Here is a 23190-nt window from a genome sequence, read left to right on the forward strand (position 1 = left end):
GTGCAATCAAGCTTGTAAAGGTAAATAGTTTATATAAGTAAAGAATTCACCCAATAGTTCTCAGTAAGGAGCTTCATATGACATTTTCACCATTAGCACTCGACAACGCCTGCTTAATTACACTCCCGAAAGAGATGGTGATGGCACAGACTCCCACCCTCAGGGCCGCGATCACACGTCAAATTGAAGCAGGTAGCAATAAACTCGTATTAGACCTGCATAAAGTTGAATATATCGACTCCAGTGGCCTATCCATTTTAGTCTCAGCATTGAAGCTCACTCAGAAAAAAGCCGGTGAGATCATTCTACTCTCCCCCTCTGACGGTGTTCGGGCTTTAATCGAGCTCACGCGGCTCCATCAGGTATTTACTATCTATGAAGATCAAGCGGCCGCAATCGAACATATCTGTGAAACATGATGCTTGCTCGGGTCCCTGCAGCCGTAAATGCAGCTCTAAACACCACTGAACTGCAATATTAAACCGGGAGTTGCCAGATGTTTTTTGATTTTAAACAGAAATTAAAGGCAAGTTTATCACTGACTCTGTTCGGCCTTTGCTTGAATGTTACAGGTTGTGTAACTCCAACACTGACTCAAGAGAAGGAGCTTTGTCGTCAGGAAACCAGCTTCACAAAAAGCAGTGTCATTGAGGAGGGGGAGCAACGTGAAGTTAAACCTTGCCACTATTACGATAGCTCAACACCATATGTGAGAAAGAGGTGGCAAACAGACTCTCAGAAGCAACAGAGTTCTAACGAACAAGCTTCCTCACTGAGCGCTATAGAGATGAGAGGCTCAATTGCACAGCTCGAACTGCTCTCCCGCTTTAATGAGCTACACCTGTCTGTTGGCGACAGGCTTAATATCGAGATCCTCAACGGAGAGGAGTTCAGCAGCCAGGTCGAAGTTAACGCCGATGGATATATCTACCTTCCCTTTATTCCCGGAGTTGAGGCGCGGGGATTGAAAATCGAGGCACTGAAAAGCTGCATACGTCAGGTATTGATCGAAGAGCAATTAATGCTTGCCGGCTCTATCAGAATAAGCATCACCCCCCTGAAATGGGCACCTATCGAGGTAAGTGTCTCCGGCGCAGTTTTTGAGCCAGGCACTCACTTTATCAATCATAAGTCAGATACAGAGATCACCGATGATAATGGCGGACATACGGGAGACCAGGCGTCAGGGAGAAGTATCGCCGCGGCGCTAAGATCATCGGGTGGTATCAGCCCTGACGCCGATATCAGTGCCATTAAAGTGACCCGTGGCCAACAAACTATCTCCCTTGATCTATCGGGGGCCATCACTGGCAGCTCTACCCCTCACCTGACGCTGATGGCAGGCGATCATATTCATGTTCCTCAGCTGAACCGGTTTAATGATGAGCTGGCCAGACCCTCGCAGATCACGGCTCCGGGCATCAGGGTGTTTATCTCTAACCTGACTCAACCCGCCAGCAGTAACTCGCAGTCGGCAGTCGATACTGAAGCGACTCGCTTCCCCTACGGCACCCGGCTGCTTAGCGGCGCTATAGGTGCCAACTGTATCGGGGGGGCACAAAGCACCAATGCGAGCCGACACATAATATTGATCACCAAGAACCCGCTCACCAAACAGATAGATGTGGTCGAACGTTCGCTGGACAACTTAATGGCTCACTCGTGGAAGCCCAACATGAATCCGGTGCTGCTTCCCGGTGATGGTATTGCCTGTTACGACTCCGGCGTCACCAACATTCGTGAAATCGCCAAGACCTTCACCGAAATTTTGCTGCCCGCAACCTTGCTCGGCGTACTTTAAGGCTTGATAGAGATATTCCCAAGGATGACAAGATGAAAAATAAACATCACCCTAGCCAGCTTCTATGGTTAAAGCGAGCCGCAATAAAGGGCAGCAGCCTGCCCGTTAATGCACGTCGCCGGGTGTATATAAAAACGGCGTTAGCGGCTCTTATCCTCATCTGGACACTGGTGATAGCAGCAATCGTCAACACACCCACACGCTTTGTCAGTAAGTGGACACTCATTCTGCCCGGCGCAGGTGCCGGAGCATTAGTCAACTTAGACAGCATAGGTCAAGCCACCAGCACAAGCAGTTCGCCCTACTCAAGCTCGGCTATCGATCCCAGAGAGAACTACAAGGCGCTCTCCATGAGTCAGGTCTTACTCGATGCCGCCGCCAAAGCGGTAAAGCTGACACCTCAAGCCATGGGCAAACCTAAACTAAAACTGCCAAACCAGACAGGCTTGATGCAGTTCAATATCAGCAGCAATACAGCACAAGGAGCGCAGGACAAAGCGTGGGCCCACTACCACAGTTTACAGGCCCTGCTGTCACAACTCAGGGAAGATGAGATTCGCCAAAGAGAAGATGGGATCAAGATGGGTATCGATGGCTTCGCCACTAAGGTGAGTCAGAGTCAGGAGAAGATACTTAACTTTCAATCTCAGATTGGCCTGGTTTCACTGGATCAATTTAAGGAGCTCGCACTCACGATAGAGCGGCTCAGACACAACAAGGTCAATATGGTTTCCAAGCTACAGGGGGTGATCGCAAGCCAAAAGATGCTGGAGTTGCACCTGTCTCTGAACGCCAAACAGGCTGCAGATCTACTCAAATTAAAGAATGACCAACTGTACCAACAGCTACTGGTTATCTACACAGAGTCGACAACGAGTCTCGCCGAATTTTCCGGCCGCTATGGTAAGAAGCATCCCCAGATAATGACCCAAACTCAGCAGCAACAGGCACTTTTCAATGCTCTGAGAGAGCGTTGTAAAACGCTTCTGGGTTATCAGGATGACACCTTAATGCTGATGCTCTCTGCAGACGATATCGATGGACGGGCACAACTGATGCGACAACTGCTCTCATTAACAACTGAAGCGGAGGGGTTAAGTCACGAGATCAGCGCCCTCACTCAGCAGATAAACGCCTGGGACACCCGTCTTGAAGACAGTAATGATGATGCGGCAAAACTTGAAGATCTTCACCGGGAGCATAAGGTGGCAACGGCGGTATTTACCTCAGCACTAGCGAAGATGGATGTCGGTAAAGCCGACATCTATTCCGCTTACCCTCTGGTTCAGCTGCTGGCTCCGCCAAGTCTGCCGTTAAAAGCCAACTCCATGGCAAAGGTTTTAACCTTGCTCGGCGGAGCGGTGGCCTCCATTTTCTCACTGGCAGGCTTATGCATCATGTGGATAAGAAAGCCGATACTGCAAAAGATCTTAACGACATAGAGATGTCCGCCGCAGAAAAGGCTTTAACCGGGAACAGGTCTAAGCGTTATTAATAGCTTCGCGGCTGAAGCACGCTCCTACAGAGGGGGCGGTGTGTTTGTCTCTTGTATAAGACCGGTTTTAGCCGGGAAAAGTTGGGGATTACAGGAACGAAGCTTTAGCTTCTAGGTTATATATAAAGGTAATGCATATGAGCAGAGACACGCTCAAACCACAAAACAGTGACGAGAAGCTCATCTGGGTAAGCATCACCTATACCTATCTGTTTTGGCTCCTGGGTGCCATGTACATCGTCGCCCCCGTCATAGGTTGGATCTTGCTCCTACGCATGTTCAAACGCTTTGTCTTTGACAGACAGGATTTCGTCATGACGACGGCTCAACTAAACTGGATAGCAGGCATGTGTATCATGCTGGTAGCGCTAGTGATCGCTCACTTTGACTATGAACTCGGCCTGCCAAAATTGATAAAATCCAGTATAGGGTGGGCAAAAGGCTGGGCACTGCTCGCCATTTTTCCCCTGATAGGCTCACTCAACATACGCCCGGAGATCATCTACCGAGCCACCTGCATCGTGTGTAAACACAGCCTCATCCTGTTTCCCTTTTGTCTCCTCGCCTGGGTCTTTGGATTACCGGGCACCATATATGTCTCGCCACTTAGTATCATAGGCGGGCCGGGCCCTGAGTTTTTCAGTGTCAGCCTATATGAGATAGACCCGGGCAGCGGCACCCCCAGGTGGCGGCTGTTTACCCCCTGGGCTCCGGCGCTGGGTATGATGGGAAACCTGTTTCTGAACTTCGCCATGCAGGAAAAAGACAGATGTTTTAAAACCTACGGCATAGTGGGCAGTCTGCTGCTGGTCCTGATCTCTCAATCACGACTGGCTCTGCTCTGCTACCTCACCTTACTCGGGTATTTCGCCTTTATTCGCTACCATAGATCGCCCTGGCTCTACTTTATCACCACTCCGGTTACCCTTCTTTCCGGCATTTTCGGCACACAGGCGATCGAAAAGATTGAGATGAGTATCGCTGCAATAAAAGCCGCCAGAGCCGGCTCCACCAGAGTACGTCAACACCTTGCCGATATTGCACTGGAGCGCTGGGCCAACGAAGCCCTGGTATGGGGCCATGGCATAGTAGAGCGTGGGCCGCACTTGGTTGAATATATGCCGATAGGCTCACACCACACCTGGTACGGCCTGCTGTTTGTGAAGGGGCTGGTTGGGGCGATCTCGCTCGCTCTGCCTTTTCTCGTCAGCTTCATCACCTTGATAGGCTCTATGTTTAAATCACCGGTGGCCGCATCGGCAATGGCAGTATTACTGCAGCTGTTTCTATATACCTTCGGAGAGAATCTGGAGATCCTCGCCTATCTCTTCTGGCCGGGGCTGATCGTGATTGGCATAGCCCATAAGCGTAGCCACCTTGCGTAGAACCGGTTTTGGTGTAAGACCGGCTTTAGCCGGGAAAAGCTTTTTCCATAATACAAGCTTCGCGGCTGAAGCACGCTCCTACAAAAGAGGTTAAGGCCCATTACGCTACCGGGTAAGACCGGATTTGATGTAAGACCGGCTTCAGCCGGGAACTGCTCACTCCAATATTAAAAGCTTCGCGGCTGAAGCACGCTCCTACAAAAGAGGTTACGGCCTATTACGCTACCGGGTAAGACCGGATTTGATGTAAGACTGACTTCAGCCGGGAACTGCTCACTCCAATATTAAAAGCTTCGCGGCTAAAGCACGCTCCTACAAAGGGTCATTTTCAATTCGCATTTTGCAACAGATCAGCCGCAGAACAGAAACAGAGAAGCAGAACTCACGGCCTCACACCAATGCTTAAAATAAAACATCCTATTAAATCAAACAGCTAAACAAAGGCAACTAGTTGGCATGAAACCTGTAGTACATAGATAAAGGTAGCTAAAGAAGATTTAGAGAGGGGTTAAAGCGTCGTTGAAACACGTTTTTAATCACTCATCGATATCACATAAAAGGTTTCTTTAATGAATACGACACCCAAGCCATCTACAGTAGCCGAACAACCGACTAAAAGTACTTTCTCGAAAAGTCTTTTCTGGTTAGGTTCGGCCCAGGTGCTTGGCCGTATCGTAAGGTTAGCATCCAGTATCATCTTGGCGCGCCTGTTGACTCCGGAGATTTTCGGACAGGTAGCCATCATTCTCGCCTGTTTCGAGCTGATCTGCACACCGACAAGGCGCATCACCTCGGCCGCATTGATCAAGATGGATGATGTATCGTTAGCCGCATCACTTGCCAATGCAAACAAAACCAATTGGATTGCCACCTTAACCGCCTTCGTTGCCATGAGCTTACTCAGTTGGCCCCTTGCCCTCTTTAACCAAGACTCGACGCTTATCGCGCCTATGATACTCATGGCAACAAGCTATTTGTTACTCCCCTTCGGAATGTTATACGCCGCAATTAACCTCAGGGCCAATAACATGCGCCGCGTGGGCCGGGCTATTCTGTGGCAGACCATCTTAGATGGGCTGCTGACAGCCGCCCTTGCATTAATGGGCCTGGGAATTTGGGCCATCATCTTGCCTAAGGTATTAGTCATTTTTGTCTGGATTGCCATACACAGATATCGAAACCCGCTCCCACAACTTATGTCTCAACCACAAACAAGCCCTAAGCCACTAAAATCTGAGAGCGTGATAACGCCAAAAGAGAATACCTTCACCAGTTCAAACCATGCAAAGGCTGAACAATGGTCTATCGGTAAATTATTCAGCTTTGGTTCTCAGGTTGGCTTAAGCGATTTGAGCATCGCCCTGAGACAAAATATCGATTACCTCCTTATCGGATATTTTCTGGGCGTCGAAGCGTTGGGAGTATACTTTTTCGCATTTAATACCAGCTTAGGGATCAGCTTAGGGATCATCCAAAGTTATGGTACTGCCTTGTACTCCCACCTGTGTGATAAAACCGGACAAGTCTGGCATTCGACAGGCAATAAACTGCTTCAGCAACGCTATGTGCATTCGCTGATACTGATCCTCAAGATCACCATTCCCGTTATCGTACTGCAATCGCTACTCGCTCCCCTCTATCTGCCGTTCGTATATGGAACGCATTGGATAGAGGCCGGCGCACTTCCTGTATTTATTTTACTTTGCCTCAGTGGTCTGGTGAGGCCTCTTGGAGAGGCGAGCAGTCAGCTGCTCATCAGCCTGGGTGAGAGTAAATTAAACCTCTCATTTAACATTGGCTTTACCTTGCTATTAGCCATCACCATCGGCATATGCAGCCAATGGGGCTTAACAGGCGTAGCTCTGGGGATCTTAATCATCCATCTGATCGCAATGCCCGCATTCAATCTCTATATCCACTACTTTATCTTGAGCTCCCGTAAGGGGGAACAGCCAGACCAACTCAAGGGTTTTAACCAGGAGGTTCACCATGACGCCTAAAGTATCTGTAGTTATGCCTATCTATAACGTTCAACACTTTGTCAAACAGGCTATTAACTCTGTGTTAGCTCAAACCTTCACAGATTTTGAGCTCATTCTTGTCAATGATTGCTCCACCGATAAAAGCCTTGAGATTAGTCGCACCATACTCGACCACAGGATCCGTATCGTTAATCACACCACCAATAAGGGACTCGCCGCGGCGCGTAACACAGGGATCCGCCACGCCATAGGCAGATATGTCGCCTTCATCGACTCCGATGATATGTGGCATGCAGATAAGCTTATGCTGCATGTCGAGCACCTTAACCGCTCTCCCAAGATAGGAATAAGCTTCTCCCGTTCAAGCTTTATGAATCATAAGGGTAAGCTGATCCACTTCTTCCAGATGCCGCAACTGAAGGGGATCACCGCCGCACACTTACTGTGCAGAAACCCGGTAGGCAATGGCTCTGCCCCTGTAGTGCGCCGTGAAACCCTCAACGATATTCGCTTCCAGCCACTCGATCACAGCGAAAACTACAGCTGTTATTTCGATGAGAAGTTTCGTCAATCGGAAGATATCGAATGCTGGTTGCGCATAGTCGCAACGACAGATTGGAAGATGGAGGGGATCCCGGCGCCGCTCACCTTCTACCGCCTCAACCAGGCGGGACTCTCATCGAACATCATGAAGCAACTCGCGTCGTGGGAGCAGATGATAGATAAGGCCAGACTGTTCGCTCCCAAGCTGCTGAAGAAGCATGAGAAGAGTGCCAGAGCCTATCAGCTCCGATATCTGGCTCGTCAATCGATTCGAAACGGACAAGGTCGGGCTGCAATTACACTGATTAACAAGGCACTGAGCGTTTCGCCTTCGATAATGCTCGATGAGACCGGCAGAACCTGTGTCACCTTGACTGCGGCCTACCTGCTATGGCTGCTGCCATCATCGATGTACAAGGTGTGCGAAAACATAGGTCAGTTTGTCATGGGCTACCTGCAGAGAGCGCGCATCACCAGAGACGGAGTGAAATCGTCAATGATATCGTAAGACCGGCTTTGGTGTAGGAACGGCTTCAGCCGGGAAAGGTGATACAAACAGGGCCAAATTCGCAACTACAAAAGCTTCGCGGCTGAAGCACGCTCCTACAGAGGATGAAGGCATCTGTCTCTTGTGTAGGACCGGCTTTGTTCGTAGTTAACAACTTCGTTATTCAAACATCGAGGTTAAAGCCATTCCTACACTGTCAATTTCCCACTCCTATATGCATGGCGGCAAATTATCACGGCCGATTTACTCTTACTTGTCACTTAAAACTTACCGCTTATCACTTCCCGAAAAGTGATATCAAAGGTAAAACCATTTATGCATTGCAAACTGCAACTGCGAATTTTTTCATACTGAAAAAACCAAGCCACATGAAGTTAAACAACTGAAAATATTGAGAAATAAAAACTGGCTCAAAGGATGCATTACCTTAGTCACGAATCATACTTCACTCAACTGGCTTTTTAAGCTTAAGGAAGACAAGGATGACAACACAGACTCATGCCACTCAATCGGGAATAAAACCCTTTTCCGTAAGAGCCATCGATATCCTGGCTGCAGTGCTGCTGATCATCGCAGCTTCGCCTGTGTTGATCCTCAAATATGGCTACAGGAGATGTCGATATGGTTCAGCCATCGAATACGTCTACATCTATGGCCTGGATAATAAACCGATCGCCCTTTATCAATTCTCCGGAGAGGGAATATGCTGTCAGTGGCCACACCTGCTCAACTTACTCAAAGGTGATATTTCACTACTGGGCACAGAGCCAAGCTATGCTCTCGATGAAACCGGTATGGGTAACCGGACATCACCTCACCCACTGCAGTACCCGGAGCTTGCAGAAATCAAACCCGGCTTGCTCTCTTTTAAGATGATGCACCGGCAAATTGGGTTGAGCTTCGAAGATCAGGATAGTGCCATTACCGATGCACATAAAGGAGCGGTGAACTATCTGCTTGCCATATCCAGAGCCGTCATCATCTGGTTATGTTCAAGCCCCGATGCTAACAAGCATGTGAAAACGATCCCCCTGTTTGGTATCCAGCTGAATAATTTGAGCATGGAGGAGCTGATCTCAAGCATCATCAATCGGGCAGGTCAGCCCCAAGTCAAACACAGTGATAAACAGCACATGACTCAATATGCATTTGTTAATGCTGACTGCATGAATATAAGCCAGAAGCACAGCCAATACCGTCACTGTCTGCAGCATGCCTGTGACATGGTGTTCGCCGACGGCTCCGGGATCAGGCTGGCAAGTCTCTGGAAAGGGTTAGCACCAAAAGACAACTTAAATGGTACCGACATGTTTCCGAGACTGTGCCAACAACTTGCCGATGAAGGACTCTCACTGTTTTTACTTGGTGGTGAAGATGGCATAGCCGCAGCGGCAGCAGAAAAAATGCAATGCCGATTCCCGACACTCAAGATAGCCGGCACCCACCACGGGTTTATCGATAAGCCAAAACTTAACGATAACGTCATCAAGCAGATAAACGAGTCAGGAGCGGCGGTACTACTCGTCGCCATGGGTGCCCCGAAGCAGGAACTATGGCTTGCCGAGCATAAACACAAACTCGATGTGGCCGTTGGTATCGGAGTTGGCGGCCTGTTTGACTTCTACGCCGAAAAAGTGAGGCGCGCACCACTGTGGATGAGACAGATAGGAATGGAGTGGATATGTCGTCTGTCAGAAGAGCCCGGACGCATGTGGAAGCGCTATATCTTAGGAAACCCCCTGTTTATCTACCGGGTGCTAAAAGAGATCCGCAAGGAGAGAGCTGAAGCCGTCCGGAGAGATAAGCCTCTTGCTTCGGCTAAGCTCAACCTGAGCCATTCAGACGGGAGCACGGCCATCGAGCCTGGCATGAAAGCCAACCATACCGGTTCAGAGAGCATCACAGACCTGACGAATATTGAAACGAAAAACTTGGTCGCGCTCAACCGCTGCCAGCGTCAACGAATAAGCAGCAAGCTGACCAAAATTTTGAAACGTGGGCTCGACCTGGTTGGTGCCTCCAGCTTGCTGTTAATTCTCTCTCCCGCACTGATATTAGTAGCGTTAGCGATCCGAGCCGAGTCCAAAGGACCGGTACTATTCAGCCAACAAAGAGCCGGGAAGAATAACGCCCCGTTTACCATGTGGAAGTTTCGCTCCATGTATCAGGATGCCGAGCAGAGGCTGAGTAAACTGCAAGCTGAAAACGAGATGCAAGGTGGCGTACTGTTCAAAATGAAACGCGATCCCCGAATCACCCTTGTGGGCCGGATAATAAGAAAAGCCTCCATCGATGAGCTGCCTCAACTATGGAATGTGATCCGCGGAGAGATGTCTCTGGTGGGCCCTCGCCCGGCGCTTGAATCAGAGGTCAAACAATACTCACTGAAAGACAGAACAAGGTTAGCGGTAAAGCCCGGCATTACCTGTATCTGGCAGGTAAGCGGGCGTTCCGATATCCCCTTTGAGCGTCAGGTTGAGCTTGATATCGATTATATCTATCAACAATCAATGCTTACCGATATCTGGTTATTACTCAAAACTATCCCCGCAGTCCTGTTCGCAAGAGGGGCATATTAGTGTGAATGAGAGAGCACTAACTTAAATGACAATCACCTTTAACGATGGAGAGTAACCCATGCAAGCCATAATCTTTGCTAACAGACTAGGAGATGAACTCTCACCTCTGAACAGGCACTACTGTCCCGCTCTCCTGCCCGTAGGCAACAAGGCGGTCATTGAGTATACGTTAGAGGATATCTCATCAGCTGGCATAACACAGGTCAAACTCGTCATCTCCCCCCAGGCAAGAGAGATAGAACAACATCTGGGCACTGGTAATAAGTGGGGAGTCGATATTGAGTACTTCCTGAGTAAACCACAGGAGCAGACCACTTCAGTATTGAAGCGTCTGTCACTCGATACAGAGGAAAAATTACTGCTGGCCAGAGGTGATATATTCCGCTCGCCATCGATAGGCCAGTTTATCGAATTCTCCAAAGCGTTTCCGGATAATTTTGTTCAAGCCAAAATGGCCAACCAAAAAGCGGGCATGATGTTATTACCGGCTGCGCTGCCACATGTAGCCAACCTTAACTGGCCTTTGGCCGGGCAAAGCTGTGGTGAAGCAGTCGTGACACTTGTTTTACATGGACACTGCTGCATGCTGGACAGTTTCCAATCCTATATAGATACCAACCTGAGCCTGGCAGCCAACCAATACCCATCTTTGACACCGATGGAGCGCTGTTATCAATCGGCTAATCCCGAACAGGATTTTTATGTTGGCGCAAAAGCGCATACCGGACAATTAAACAAGCAAAGCGGATGGGGAATTATCGGAGCAAACGCCCGGATCGATCCCAGCGTAACCCTGAAGAACGGTGTTTTAGTCGGCAGCAATTGCCTGATAGACCGAGAAACGACACTGAATAACTCTCTGGTGTTGCCTCATACCTATGTGGGCGAAAACTTAGAGATAAGAGACAGTATTCTAAGTAAAAACTTACTGATAAATGTGAGAAGCGGAGCCACCTTAGAGATAGATGACCAAGCCCTGATAGGCTCGAGTCAAGCCGGTGAAATTGATAGCTCAAACAGAACAAGCTTAACCACAAGAAGTTTACTCCTCATTTTACTCATGCTTAGCCTGCCTTTGTGGCCCCTGATTCAGGCGTTTTCATTTATCAAATATTTCTACCGAATGGAGAGAAAGTCGGCCAAGGTGCTGTACAAACCAATACAAGCTTCAGTGATCACACAAAGCCACCGAGATAACTCAGGCCACGCTTTCCAGACGTGGAGATGGAACATCTCGCCCAAGGTATTGGCGCTGCTCCCTCAGCTCAGACACGTCATAAGCGGCAGATTAGATCTTTTCGGCGCTTCACCTGAAGTTCGCCACTCTCAAGGCCTCCAAAACCAGCGTCTGGGGGTACTAGGGCCGGTGCAGCTGCTTCTCGATGAATCATCACCAGAGGAGGAGCGAACTCTGTTGGCACTAGAGTTTGATGCAGATAAACGCCACGGTAAATACCTGTCACTTCTATGGCGCTCCCTGCTGATACACGACGGCCAGGAAAACCAAAACGAAGTGGACGGAGCGAGTTTAAATCGAAGGCAGTCAATGTCAAACCGGTGACCCCCCCCTCACAAGGGGAGAGTAATTAACAAAAATTTGCTTTGAGAAAGCTGAGGCAAAACACCAAAGTTCGAGGAGAGGGCCATGAAGACAATTATCACTTACGGCACATTCGATCTGTTTCATTTCGGTCACGTTCGCCTGTTTCAGCGCCTCAAGGCTCTGGGCGACAGACTCATCGTCGGAGTGTCGACCGATGAGTTCAACGCTCTAAAAGGCAAGGCCGCTTTTTTCAACTATCAGCAGAGGGCCGAGATTGTTGCAGCATGCCGCTACGTAGACCTAGTCATCCCTGAATCAAACTGGCAACAGAAGCAAAATGATATCAGCAACTTAAAGGTAGATATTTTCGGTATGGGCAGTGATTGGGAGGGAAAGTTCGACTCACTCTCGGCCCTGTGTCGGGTCGTCTACTTAGACAGGACCGGCAACATCTCCACTACAGAGATAAAGAGCAACCTCTCTCAGGTTAATGGCCGATAGATAAAAGCGAGAATAAAATGATGAATTTAATGGCTGCCATATTAAGAAAGATCATCTACCACTGTTTAGGTTTCTGTCCGAGAATGAATAAAGCCGTACTTGGCAGTTACAAGAACCAGTTTTCAGACAATGCCAAATATCTGTGCCTTCACTGGCAGCAGACCCGCTTTATTCGGGCTATCTGGATTGGAGGAGATAAAAACCTGATTAAGCAGCTGCGTCAGCAAGGCGTTGAAGCCTACCACCGCAGGAGCCTTAAGGGGCTATATCATTGCCTGACTGCCAGATACTATTTTTATAACACCTATGTGGGCGATATCAATCAGTATGCCGCCAAAGGGGCTATCAAGGTGAATCTCTGGCACGGTTCTCCGCTAAAGAAGATTGAGTTCGATATCAAGACCGGTCCACTGGCTCACATGTATCACGCCAGTGGAGCACTTGGAAGGCTGCATAACACCCTGAAATTCCACCAGCAACATGTCAGTCCCGATATCATGATGAGCCCCAGCCCGGTTATCGACTCCCTTTTCAGCTCGGCTTTCAGGGTCACTCCTGAACAGGTGATCCGAAGCGGTAATCCCAGAACCGACTATTACAGGCGATACCCCAAGCAAAAGCAGTCTCTGAAGAGCATTTTTAGTGCCCAATATGATCGGGTGATCTTATATGTGCCTACCTGTCATGATGTCGAACCGATCACTTGCCGGAATTCGGCTCATAATAAAAAAGAAGCCGAACCCATGAGCCATTACAATAAAGGCTTCGACTGGCCCAGGCTCTCGAAGCAGTTACAGCAGAAAAACCAGCTGTTTCTGATTCGCTTTCACCCCAATGAAGCCCACCTCGGAAAGCAGTTAGCCAGATACCCCAACATCCTTGATATTTCATCCTGGCAGGATGTTTACGGAATATTGCACGAAGTCGATCTGTTGATCACAGACCAATCATCCCTGTTTATCGATCTGCTTCTGCATCGGGTGCCCATCCTTTTTTACCGCTTCAATCAGGCTGAGCAATCTACTCAACTCAGAGAGACCTACGACTATGCAGAGTGCTTACCCTTAGTGGGAAGGATTTGTACAGACAGCAACTCTTCATCAAATAGCGCCATACATTCATTCCCCGCACTATTGAAAAGGTTAAACCAGGATAAGTGCTTCAATATCGACAAGGAAACTGAAAAAGAGTATCAATTGCTGCGGCAAATTTATTGGCAGAGTGAAGATAACGACGCCTTTTCGACGATAGAAAATGAAATTATCGGATTTAGCCCGGCTAAAGCCGGTCCTACACAAAAGACAGATCACCTAAGCCCCCTGTAGGAGCACGCTTCAGCCTCGAAGCTTTTGGCCATGTCTGTATCATCCTTCCCGGCTGAAGCCGGTCCTACACAAGGGACAAACACCTAAGCCCCTTTAGGAGCGCGCTTCTGCCGCGAAGCTTTTTACCATGTTTGTATCATCCTGACCGGCTAAAGCCGGTCCTACACAAGAGACAAACACCCAGCCCCTCCGTAGGAGCACGCTTCAGCCGCGAAGCTTTTGGCCGTGTCTGTATCATCCTTCCCGGCTAAAGCCGGTCCTACACAAGAGACAAACACCTAAGACCCTGTAGGAGCACGCTTCAGCCGCGAGCTTTTGGCTGAATTGTTAATCCCCCCTAACGGCTGAAACCGGTTCTACAAGGGTCATCTAACAGGTTCAACAGATACTCACCATACCCGCTTTTCAACAAGGGCTTTGCTAAGGTTTTCAATTGGGCACCATTAATTAAACCCAGCCTATAAGCAACCTCCTCCGGACAATTCACTTTCAAGCCTTGTCGCTTTTCGATGGCTGCAATAAATTGCGTTGCTTCAGACAGGGCATCTGGAGTGCCCGTATCAAGCCAGGCAGTCCCCCTTCCCAAAATATTTACGCTCAGCTCTTCGGCCAACAGATAAGAATTAATGACATCCACGATCTCCAACTCATTACGAGCCGACGGTTTAACTTGCTTTGCAAAACAGGAAGCTCGATTATCGAAGAAATACAAACCAGGCATCGCGTATTGAGATTTTGGCTGTTTCGGTTTCTCATCAATCGACAAGACCTTACCAAAGTTATCAAAAGAAACGACGCCATAGTCACCAGGATTAGCAACGTGATAGCCAAATACCGTAGCACCTTTGCTATTTAAGCTAATATCGGTCAATAAAGTGCTCAGCGCATCACCGTAGAATAGGTTATCCCCCAAGATCAGTGCACAAGCCTCACCATTGAGAAAGGGTTCGCCAATAATTAATGCCTCTGCAAGTCCGTTTGGCTTTGCCTGCTCTGCATAATGCAGGGATATCCCCCATTGATTACCATCTTTTAATAAACTTTCAAACAAAGGCTTATCTGTCGGCGTACAGATGAGTAAGATCTCGGTGATCCCCGCCTGCATCAGGGTTGCCAGAGGGTAGTAGATCATCGGCTTATCATAGACAGGCAGTAGCTGTTTACTCACAACTTGCGTTATAGGGTAGAGGCGAGAGCCGGTTCCACCCGCTAAAATAATGCCTTTTCTCATCACTGCTATTTTCTTCAAAAGAGGTTACAGCGAAGTGTACAGTTAAAAGGTGAGCATTCAAAGCTGTCACATAACCTCTTATCATCCTTCCCTGTAGGAGAGTGCTTTAGCCGCGAACTTTGGCCGTATTTGTATCATCTTTCTCGGCTAAAGCCGGTCCTACAACAAAAGACAGATATCCAGCCGCCCTGTAGGAGCGCGCTTCAGCGCGAACATTGGCCGTATTTGTATCACCTTCCCGGCTAAAGCCGGTCCTACAACAAAAGACAGATATCCAGCCGCCCTGTAGGAGCGCGCTTCAGCGCGAACATTGGCCGTATTTGTATCACCTTCCCGGCTAAAGCCGGTCCTACACAAAAATAAACACCCAGCCCCCCCCTGTAGGAGCGTGCTTCAGCGCGAACATTGGCCGTATTTGTATCACCTTCCCGGCTAAAGCCGGTCCTACAACAAAAGACAGATATCCAGCCGCCCTGTAGGAGCGCGCTTCAGCGCGAACATTGGCCGTGTTTGAACCATCCTTCCCGGCTGAAGCAGGTCCTACACAAAAATAAACACCCAGCCCCCCCTGTAGGAGCGTGCTTCAGCCGCGAAGATACTGGCAAAGGAAAAGTGCTGATGATTTCCACACGATATTTCAGATATGCGAATTTTTAAACTAAAGTAACTTTTACCAAAGGTATTTCAAAACCTAGAAGGATCTAGTGATGAAACATGGAAAAGACTTAAGGGTTGGAAGATACAGTAAAGACAATAACTATTATTTTGTGACAACAAATACCCATAACAGAGAGCCACTTTTCCTCGATTTCTGCTGCGCTCGCATTGTCATTAATAGCCTAAAACAAACTGACGAACTAGAGATTACCAACACAATAGGTTTTGTCTTGATGCCCGACCATCTTCACTGGCTTTTTCAGTTAAATGAGACAGCCGACTTAAGTCACGCCGTAGGCTCAATAAAAGGACGTAGTGCGAAACTAATTAATACACAATTAAATAGAGATAAGCAGGTTTGGCAACCTGGTTTTTACGACCATAACCTTAGAAAGAGTGAAGATATTAAACAGATAATGCGGTATATAGTCGCTAATCCCCTAAGAGCTGGCATTGTCAAAAATATTGGGAGATATTCTCACTGGGACTGTATTTACCTTTGAATCCGCAGGGGGTAATGAATTACGAACCATCCTTCCCGGCTGAAGCCGGTCCTACACAAAAGCAAACACCAAGGCCCGTCTGTAGGAGCGCGCTTTAGCCGCGAAGCTTTTTACCGTGTTGGTATCATTCTTCACGGCTTATATTAAATGCCTTTAATAAAACGCTTCCACCGCTTGAATAAAACCGGCAATCCCCTCTTCAGGCAACGCATTGATACCTGCGGCGGCAGCCCTGCCACCTCCGGTCTCAAACTGGCTACAGATATCCCCCGCTCCCTGCTTATTCGACAATGGCGCACGCAGAGAAACGGTATAGCTGCTGTCGCTATTTGCCGTTAATACGGCATGCGCAGAGTCAGGGCTTTGATTGGCCAACAGATTGCCATACACACCACTTATCCGCCTGGCCCATGCTTCATCAGGGAGTTCAAACAGAGCCAGTTTATCACTGCTATATTGAGGTTTTATGGCTAACACTTTCTCCATATCCTCCTGATAGGCTTGTTTAAGGCAATAGAAGGGAGAGTGAGTATCGGCAATCACATCGAAAGGAGAGGAGTATTTCAGAAGTGCCCGGTAAAGGGACGCTGGGTGAAAGTGCAGATCTTCAACTGCAGCGCCATAGCCGTTGTAATTGATCAAGGTACCCAGCTCTTTCAACTGCCCGGACTGCTCAACGGATAAACCAGCCGCCTTTGAAAGCTTGTCAGCCTTAGCAATAAGATTATCTCCATAAGCGGCGGTAATGGCCCAATGATGAAACTGTCCATCCAAAAGCCTGTCTATGATCAGCGCCGTACAGGTGTCGGGATCAAGATCGATATGGGCATCTAATAGCTTGCTCTCAGGAATCTCGTCGGCTCTGTGGTGATCGGCATAAAAGAGTTCGGCCCCCTCTTCCAATACCTTAGTTAAACCCGGTTTATTCTTCTCCATAGAGATATCGAGCACAGTTAGCTTATCGGAGTCAGATATCTCGACTCTTTCAGTAAGCTGCGTAAGCAGATTGATATCCCGCTTAACACCCGTCATCAATTCACTCTCAACAGGATTTGCCAACCTCAGTTGTAGTAGCGCAATAATGCCATCTGCATCACCATTAAAAATATCGTAATTCATGAAAATCCTATAATCAGACCTATCCCTCTGTAGGAGCGTGCTTCAGCCGCGAAGCTTTTGGCCGTGTTTGAATCATCCTTCCCGGCTAAAGCCGGTCCTACACAAGAACAAATCATCTCTCCCCCCCTTGTAGGAGCGCGCTTCGGCCGCGAACTTTGGCCGTATTTGTCTCATCTTTCCCGGCTAAAGCCGGTTCTACAATTAACCTCAACCGGACTACACTTTGATATAGCCACTCTCTTTCAGATAGCTTACAACCTGCAGTGCACACTCTTGGATAGACTTTTCTGCAGTCTTTACATGTACTTCAGGACTGCTTGGCTGTTCATAGGCCGAGTCTATGCCGGTGAAGTTCTTTATCTCACCGGCGCGGGCCTTCTTATACAGGCCTTTGGGGTCGCGCTGCTCGCATACTTCGATAGGCGTGTCGATATAGACCTCGATAAATTGCTTATCGCTGAGCAGGGCTCGTACGCAGGCTCTGTCTTCGACAAAGGGAGAGATAAAAGCGGTTGAGACCAGCAGGCCGGCATCGACAAACAGCTTAGAGACTTCACCTATCCGGCGGATGTTCTCAACCCGGTCGGCATCTGAGAAACCAAGGTCACCATTTAAGCCGTGACGAACGTTATCGCCGTCCAGCACATAGGTCTTACACCCTAAATCGTGCAGCATCCTGTCGACGGCATTCGCGACAGTCGACTTTCCCGAGCCGCTCAGGCCGGTAAACCAGAGCACCGCCGGAGCATGGCCATTGGCCGCCTCCCGCTGGTCATGGGACACACTCGCCTGATGCCAGACAACATCGGAGGATTTTTCATTCACCACTTCTATAACTTTATATTTTTCTTGTGTCATTTCCTATCCATTTAAATCATTCCCGACTAAAGGCTGAACCTACACCAGAGACAAATACCCAACTCCTCTGTAGGAGCGTGCTTCAGCCGCGAACCTTGGCCGTATTTGTATCATCATTCCCGGCTAAAGCCGGTCCTACAAACATCTAAAACGGAAAAAATATCGGCACAGCGATCAGCACAATAGTGGCATACACCAGGCTGACGGGCAGGCCAACCCGGATAAAATCCATCAACCGATACTGGCCAGCATTGTAGACCATCAAATTCGTCTGATAGCCGTAGGGGCTGATAAAGCTGCCACTAGCTGCAAATGCCACAGTCATAACGAAAGGCAAGATGTCGACGCCGAAACCCAAGGCGATACTGTAAGCGATGGGAAACATCAGCGCCGCTGCGGCATTATTGGTCACCAACTCTGTCAGCATCCAGGTCATCAGATAGACCAGAATCAAGGCCAGATAGAGGTGCTCTTTATCGGTGACGCCGTTGACCCAGTGAGCCAATAGCTCAACCACACCTGTGTTGACCAAGGCATGAGAGAGCAGAATCGCCGATGAAACGATAAGCCAGATATCGACAGGGAAACGACGAACGATCTCGTTCACATTGAGGCTTTGACTAAATATCATGACTCCCAGGAGTAATATTAACCCCTGCAGCATCTCAATCACCCCCGTTGCCGCCAAAGCGATAGTCAAGATGAAGCCACCGATAGAGAGCCAGGCTCTGTGGCCATTGATGCGTGTTTCGGGTTCGATCCCACTGATAACGATGAAGTTTTTACTGATATTACGACGAGTTTTAAAGTCCTCACCCACGGCGAGCATCAAAAAGTCACCGGCCTTAATCACCACCTCGCCTAACTTGCCCGATACCTCTTCGCCATCACGTCTAATCGCAACCACAGCCGCATCAAACAGGGCCCTGAAACCGGCCCCTTTTAATGTTTTCCCTATAAGCACACTTTCCTGCTTAACAACAACTTCTGTCAGGTTTGAGTCTAACAGACCATTTTTCTCGGCAAACATCTCGAGCCCGGAAAACTGACTCAGCTGCATCACCTTGGTGATATCACCACTGAAGATGAGCCTGTCACCGAGCTGCAATACTTCGGTCGGGGTAACCGGACTGATTAAACGTCCACTTCTCACCACTTCAACCAGAAACAGGGATTCGAGATGTCTTAAGCCATTATCTTCCACCGAGCGACCAATCAGTTCAGAGCCCTTTACCACCTTTGCATCGATAAAATAGCCTTTAGAGCAGGTCTCTTTATGCTCAATTTCAGGTAACCAACGCGATGCAGCCCTCAATACCAAGCCACAAGCGAGTACTAATATCGTGCCGATGGCAGTAAAGGAGAAGAAGCTCAGCGACTGCCCCTGCGCATCGATATAGAGACTGTTCACAATCAAGTTGGTGGAGGTACCGATGAGAGTTAGCGTTCCCCCCAAGATCGCGGCATAGGAGAGAGGCAGCAGTAACTTACTGGCAAGATGATGTGGGTTATTTCGAATAGGAGAAAGCAAGGTAGCGACCACGGCAGTATTGTTCAGCACAGCCGAACTCAGCGCGGTAATGCCGAACAGGCGTAACCAGGTAGAGTTGTAACTGTTTACTATCACTTTAGAGGCGATGACACGTAGCAAACGCGTCTTCTCCAGCGCAAAAGAGCACAAGATCAAGAGCACGAGCGTGACTAACCCCGGGTTCGACATGCTGGACAGCAACTGCTCTTTAGAGACCAGGTTCAAGCCGACCAGAGTCAACAGAGCCACACCGAACACCAGTGCCGGTCGGCTCTGAAACCGGATCAACCCCACAATCGTCGTGAGGAAGATCCCGATAGTTAGATAAGCATCCAGAGACATAAAATCCTATCTTTTCAATGTAGGACCGGCTTTAGCCGGGAACTATAATTCAATCAAAAGATTCGGGGCTAAAGCCCCTCCTACATAAAAAACCTTAACCCTTCGATATATCCTTCGCACCCCAGTGTGGGAAGTGCTTACGGACCAGTGCGTTCATCTCTAACTCAAACTCAGAAAACTCATGGGCTTTTACCCTCTTTCCTTCGACAGAGTTTCTGATCATGCCCGCACCTACGGTGACATTGGTGAGTCTATCGATAACGATAAAGGCACCTGTCGAGCGATTCACATCGTAAGCATCGAACTGCACCGGTTCGGTCACAGTGAAATGACAGTTTCCAATCTCATTGAGCTCGAGTTGCCCGGCCGATTGCTTCTCCAATGTGTTGACATCTACCTTATGGTTGATGGCATCGGCATAACCATAAACAGATTTGCTTCCAAGCTTAATGGCATATTCACGATCGACGCAGAGCGGCTCCTCAGTCATCCAGACGACATCGGCTTCAAAGTTACTCACCGAATGCGGCCTGTCATGAGGGCGCACCAACATATCACCACGGCTGACATCGATCTCATCTTCAAGTGTCAATGTCACCGCTTCACCGGCCCCGGCCTTCTCCAGTTCACCATCGAAGGTTACGATTGACTTGATACGACTCTCTTTCCCCGAAGGCAGTGCGACAACCGTGTCACCGACACGAATTTCACCCGAGCCAATATTGCCACAGAAACCACGAAAATCGAGATTAGGACGGTTAACATATTGAACCTGAAAGCGAAAAGATTCACTACTATCTTGCTTCACAGAAACGGTATTTAGCAATTTGAGTAAGGTAGAGCCCGGATACCAGGTCATCTGCTGACTTTCATTTACCACGTTATCACCTTTAAGTGCCGAAATAGGCACGAAACGAACATCGGTAAATGACAGGTCTTTAGCAAACTCGCGATACTCTTTCTTAATCTTCTGATAGGTCGACTGATCATAATCCACAGCATCCATCTTATTGATGGCGATGATCACGTGCTTAATGCCTAACTGAGAGCAGATAAAGCTGTGGCGACGGGTCTGCACCTGCACGCCATGACGGGCATCGATCAAGATAATGGCTAGGTCACAGGTTGACGCACCGGTTGCCATGTTGCGGGTGTACTGCTCGTGACCCGGCGTATCGGCGATAATAAACTTACGCTGCTCGGTGGCGAAGTAGCGATAGGCGACATCGATAGTGATCCCCTGTTCCCGCTCAGATTGAAGGCCGTCTACCAACAGAGCCAGGTCGAATGCTTCATCTGTGGTATTAAAGCGTTTCGAGTCTTTCTCAATCGCCGCCATCTGATCTTCAAAGATCATCTTACTATCGAAGAGCAGTCGACCGATCAGAGTAGACTTACCGTCATCGACACTACCACAGGTCAAAATTCGCAGCATATCTTTGTTTTCATGGACTTTCAGATACGCTTCGATGTCAGAAGCAATCAAATTAGAACTGGTGGTCATTTTTCTTCCTTATCTGTGAGCTTCGAGCTTAGAGCTTCGAAAAAGTTTGCTCACGGTTAATTCGATATTCAATTTTTCAAAAAAGCACTAAACCGATGTAGTGACCGGTTTCTCTGTAGGAGCTCGCTTTAGCCGGCCCTATTTCTAAATCGTTCCGCGATTTAGAAATACCCCTCCATCTTTTTCTTCTCCATCGAGCCGGCCGAGTCATTATCTATGACACGTCCCTGACGTTCTGATGTGGTGCAGAGCAACATCTCCTGAATAATTTCCGGCAGGGTTTGTGCCTGAGATTCAACAGCACCGGTTAAGGGGTAACAGCCTAAGGTTCTGAAACGCACCATCTTGGTCTGCACATCTTCACCGGCCTCGAGTGGCATACGCTCATCATCGACCATGATAAGGGTGCCGTCACGCTCCACCACGGGGCGCTCGGAAGCCAGATAGAGAGAGGGGATCTCAATATCTTCCAGATAGATGTACTGCCAGATATCCAGTTCGGTCCAGTTAGATAGCGGGAAGACACGGATGCTCTCGCCCTTATCGACCTTGCCGTTATAGATGTTCCAGAGCTCAGGACGTTGATTTTTAGGATCCCAGCGATGCTTACTGTCACGAAAGGAGTAGACACGCTCTTTGGCGCGGGACTTCTCTTCATCGCGGCGTGCACCACCGAAGGCGGCATCGAAACCATGCTGATCGAGCGCTTGCTTAAGCCCCTCTGTCTTCATGATATCGGTGTGCTTAGCACTGCCGTGAGTGAAGGGGTTGATACCCATCTCCATGCCGCGGGGGTTTTTATGTACGATAAGGTCGAAACCGTACTTTTGTGCCATATTGTCACGAAACTCGATCATCTCCCTGAACTTCCAGTTAGTATCGACATGCATCAAAGGAAACGGGATTTTCCCCGGGTAGAATGCCTTGCGTGCAAGGTGCAGCAGAACTGAGGAATCCTTTCCTACTGAATAGAGCATCACAGGGTTATCAAACTCGGCGGCGACTTCTCGCATAATTTGAATCGACTCAGCTTCCAGCTGCTTCAGATGGGTTAGATGTTTTGACATATCGATTTCCGTGTAAACGATTGTAAAAATTACTTTTTCAAGCTTGCACTTCACTGTTTCCAGGTAGCGGTAATTGAGTGTTGTCACCAGAGCCTATGCATCGGCTACAACTATTCATTAACCTGCCACCTCACATAAGTTAACATACCATGCTCTAATCAAAGAGAAGCAGCTCAAATACAATCCAGACTAAAATATCGTCAGGATGACGTCCTGAAATCATCATACCCACGGCGGAAATGATTTTAAAGTTATAAAGGTGGCAACACTTATACCAAAATGGAATATGAAGTTCTCAATTGAACCTTTACCCTCTATATCTTTGATTAATCGGGAGCGCTCTACCCGTTGTAGGAGCGTGCTTCAGCCGCGAAGCTTTTGGCCGTGTTGGTATCATCCTTCCCGGCTGAAGCCGGTCCTACACAAGAAACAAATCATCTGGCCCCTTGTAGGAGCGCGCTTCAGCCGCGATTGCTCTTGTTATAGGTGTGTTTTTATCATCTTTCCCGGCTAAAGCCGGTCCTACACAAGAAACAAATCATCTGGCCCGTTGTAGGAGCGTGCTTCAGCCGCGAAGCTTTTGGCCGTGTTGGTATCATCCTTCCCGGCTGAAGCCGGTCCTACACAAGAAACAAATCATCTGGCCCCTTGTAGGAGCGTGCTTCAGCCGCGAAGCTTTTGGCCGTGTTGGTATCATCCTTCTCGGCTGAAGCCGG

General features: G+C 48.6%; 17 protein-coding genes. 11 read left to right on the forward strand and 6 right to left on the reverse strand.

Annotated features, from left to right (window positions below):
• Positions 1–77 precede the first annotated feature (77 nt).
• The 10 genes from Q1B47_RS07540 (at position 78) to Q1B47_RS07585 (ending at position 13662) form a co-directional block, all read left to right on the forward strand.
• Positions 78–419 carry an STAS domain-containing protein gene (locus Q1B47_RS07540; protein ID WP_299791112.1) on the forward strand — a complete coding sequence of 114 codons (342 nt, stop codon included), beginning with the start codon at positions 78–80 and terminating at the stop codon, positions 417–419.
• 77 nt (positions 420–496) lie between these two features.
• Positions 497–1801, forward strand: a complete 1305-nt coding sequence (locus Q1B47_RS07545; RefSeq protein WP_299791115.1) for a polysaccharide biosynthesis/export family protein — start codon at positions 497–499, stop codon at positions 1799–1801.
• A gap of 32 nt (positions 1802–1833) precedes the next feature.
• Positions 1834–3243, forward strand: a complete 1410-nt coding sequence (locus Q1B47_RS07550; RefSeq protein WP_299791118.1) for an exopolysaccharide biosynthesis protein — start codon at positions 1834–1836, stop codon at positions 3241–3243.
• A gap of 190 nt (positions 3244–3433) precedes the next feature.
• Positions 3434–4681: an O-antigen ligase domain-containing protein gene (locus Q1B47_RS07555; RefSeq protein ID WP_299791121.1), complete on the forward strand. Its 1248-nt coding sequence runs from the start codon at positions 3434–3436 to the stop codon at positions 4679–4681.
• A gap of 569 nt (positions 4682–5250) precedes the next feature.
• Complete coding sequence (locus tag Q1B47_RS07560) at positions 5251–6681, forward strand: oligosaccharide flippase family protein (RefSeq protein ID WP_299791124.1); 1431 nt, start codon at positions 5251–5253, stop codon at positions 6679–6681.
• The gene (locus tag Q1B47_RS07565; protein ID WP_299791127.1) at positions 6671–7714 is read left to right on the forward strand and encodes a glycosyltransferase family 2 protein; all 1044 of its coding nucleotides are present in this window, start codon (positions 6671–6673) and stop codon (positions 7712–7714) included. Before Q1B47_RS07560 ends, Q1B47_RS07565 begins: the two co-directional genes overlap by 11 nt.
• 482 nt (positions 7715–8196) lie before the next feature.
• The gene (locus Q1B47_RS07570; protein WP_299791130.1) at positions 8197–10293 is read left to right on the forward strand and encodes a WecB/TagA/CpsF family glycosyltransferase; all 2097 of its coding nucleotides are present in this window, start codon (positions 8197–8199) and stop codon (positions 10291–10293) included.
• A gap of 58 nt (positions 10294–10351) precedes the next feature.
• Complete coding sequence (locus tag Q1B47_RS07575) at positions 10352–11854, forward strand: NDP-sugar synthase (protein ID WP_299791133.1); 1503 nt, start codon at positions 10352–10354, stop codon at positions 11852–11854.
• Between the two features lie 84 nt (positions 11855–11938).
• Positions 11939–12337: an adenylyltransferase/cytidyltransferase family protein gene (locus tag Q1B47_RS07580; protein WP_299791136.1), complete on the forward strand. Its 399-nt coding sequence runs from the start codon at positions 11939–11941 to the stop codon at positions 12335–12337.
• Between the two features lie 17 nt (positions 12338–12354).
• Positions 12355–13662 carry a CDP-glycerol glycerophosphotransferase family protein gene (locus tag Q1B47_RS07585; protein ID WP_299791139.1) on the forward strand — a complete coding sequence of 436 codons (1308 nt, stop codon included), beginning with the start codon at positions 12355–12357 and terminating at the stop codon, positions 13660–13662.
• A 337-nt stretch (positions 13663–13999) separates the two neighbouring features.
• On the opposite strand, the gene rfbA is transcribed toward Q1B47_RS07585, so the two are convergent.
• Complete coding sequence (rfbA, locus tag Q1B47_RS07590; protein ID WP_299791142.1) at positions 14000–14893, reverse strand: glucose-1-phosphate thymidylyltransferase RfbA; 894 nt, start codon at positions 14891–14893, stop codon at positions 14000–14002.
• 707 nt (positions 14894–15600) lie between these two features.
• Between rfbA and Q1B47_RS07595 the strand changes: the two genes are divergently transcribed.
• Positions 15601–16053 (forward strand): transposase, encoded by a 453-nt coding sequence (locus Q1B47_RS07595; protein ID WP_299791145.1) that lies wholly within the window; start codon positions 15601–15603, stop codon positions 16051–16053.
• Between the two features lie 153 nt (positions 16054–16206).
• On the opposite strand, the gene Q1B47_RS07600 is transcribed toward Q1B47_RS07595, so the two are convergent.
• From Q1B47_RS07600 to cysD, 5 genes are all read right to left on the reverse strand, one after another.
• Entirely contained in the window at positions 16207–17172 is a 966-nt protein-coding gene (locus tag Q1B47_RS07600; RefSeq protein WP_299791148.1) for a DHH family phosphoesterase, read from the reverse strand.
• A 216-nt stretch (positions 17173–17388) separates the two neighbouring features.
• Positions 17389–18030 (reverse strand): adenylyl-sulfate kinase, encoded by a 642-nt coding sequence (gene cysC / locus Q1B47_RS07605; protein ID WP_299791151.1) that lies wholly within the window; start codon positions 18028–18030, stop codon positions 17389–17391.
• Positions 18031–18175: 145 nt separating this feature from the next.
• Entirely contained in the window at positions 18176–19903 is a 1728-nt protein-coding gene (locus Q1B47_RS07610; protein WP_299791154.1) for an SLC13 family permease, read from the reverse strand.
• A gap of 94 nt (positions 19904–19997) precedes the next feature.
• The gene (gene cysN / locus Q1B47_RS07615; protein ID WP_299791157.1) at positions 19998–21407 is read right to left on the reverse strand and encodes a sulfate adenylyltransferase subunit CysN; all 1410 of its coding nucleotides are present in this window, start codon (positions 21405–21407) and stop codon (positions 19998–20000) included.
• A 161-nt stretch (positions 21408–21568) separates the two neighbouring features.
• Positions 21569–22474: a sulfate adenylyltransferase subunit CysD gene (gene cysD / locus Q1B47_RS07620; protein ID WP_299791160.1), complete on the reverse strand. Its 906-nt coding sequence runs from the start codon at positions 22472–22474 to the stop codon at positions 21569–21571.
• Between the last annotated feature and the right edge of the window lie 716 nt (positions 22475–23190).

The organism is uncultured Shewanella sp. (assembly GCF_947501225.1).
GTDB lineage: Bacteria > Pseudomonadota > Gammaproteobacteria > Enterobacterales > Shewanellaceae > Shewanella.

Excerpts from the sequence above, each read along its gene's own strand:
- Q1B47_RS07540 (WP_299791112.1), top strand. The coding sequence starts at position 78 with ATGACATTTTCACCATTAGCACTCGACAACGCCTGCTTAATTACACTC.
- Q1B47_RS07545 (WP_299791115.1), top strand. The coding sequence starts at position 497 with ATGTTTTTTGATTTTAAACAGAAATTAAAGGCAAGTTTATCACTGACT.
- Q1B47_RS07550 (WP_299791118.1), top strand. The coding sequence starts at position 1,834 with ATGAAAAATAAACATCACCCTAGCCAGCTTCTATGGTTAAAGCGAGCC.
- Q1B47_RS07555 (WP_299791121.1), top strand. The coding sequence starts at position 3,434 with ATGAGCAGAGACACGCTCAAACCACAAAACAGTGACGAGAAGCTCATC.
- Q1B47_RS07560 (WP_299791124.1), top strand. The coding sequence starts at position 5,251 with ATGAATACGACACCCAAGCCATCTACAGTAGCCGAACAACCGACTAAA.
- Q1B47_RS07565 (WP_299791127.1), top strand. The coding sequence starts at position 6,671 with ATGACGCCTAAAGTATCTGTAGTTATGCCTATCTATAACGTTCAACAC.
- Q1B47_RS07570 (WP_299791130.1), top strand. The coding sequence starts at position 8,197 with ATGACAACACAGACTCATGCCACTCAATCGGGAATAAAACCCTTTTCC.
- Q1B47_RS07575 (WP_299791133.1), top strand. The coding sequence starts at position 10,352 with ATGCAAGCCATAATCTTTGCTAACAGACTAGGAGATGAACTCTCACCT.
- Q1B47_RS07580 (WP_299791136.1), top strand. The coding sequence starts at position 11,939 with ATGAAGACAATTATCACTTACGGCACATTCGATCTGTTTCATTTCGGT.
- Q1B47_RS07585 (WP_299791139.1), top strand. The coding sequence starts at position 12,355 with ATGATGAATTTAATGGCTGCCATATTAAGAAAGATCATCTACCACTGT.
- rfbA (WP_299791142.1), bottom strand. The coding sequence starts at position 14,893 with ATGAGAAAAGGCATTATTTTAGCGGGTGGAACCGGCTCTCGCCTCTAC.
- Q1B47_RS07595 (WP_299791145.1), top strand. The coding sequence starts at position 15,601 with ATGAAACATGGAAAAGACTTAAGGGTTGGAAGATACAGTAAAGACAAT.
- Q1B47_RS07600 (WP_299791148.1), bottom strand. The coding sequence starts at position 17,172 with ATGAATTACGATATTTTTAATGGTGATGCAGATGGCATTATTGCGCTA.
- cysC (WP_299791151.1), bottom strand. The coding sequence starts at position 18,030 with ATGACACAAGAAAAATATAAAGTTATAGAAGTGGTGAATGAAAAATCC.
- Q1B47_RS07610 (WP_299791154.1), bottom strand. The coding sequence starts at position 19,903 with ATGTCTCTGGATGCTTATCTAACTATCGGGATCTTCCTCACGACGATT.
- cysN (WP_299791157.1), bottom strand. The coding sequence starts at position 21,407 with ATGACCACCAGTTCTAATTTGATTGCTTCTGACATCGAAGCGTATCTG.
- cysD (WP_299791160.1), bottom strand. The coding sequence starts at position 22,474 with ATGTCAAAACATCTAACCCATCTGAAGCAGCTGGAAGCTGAGTCGATT.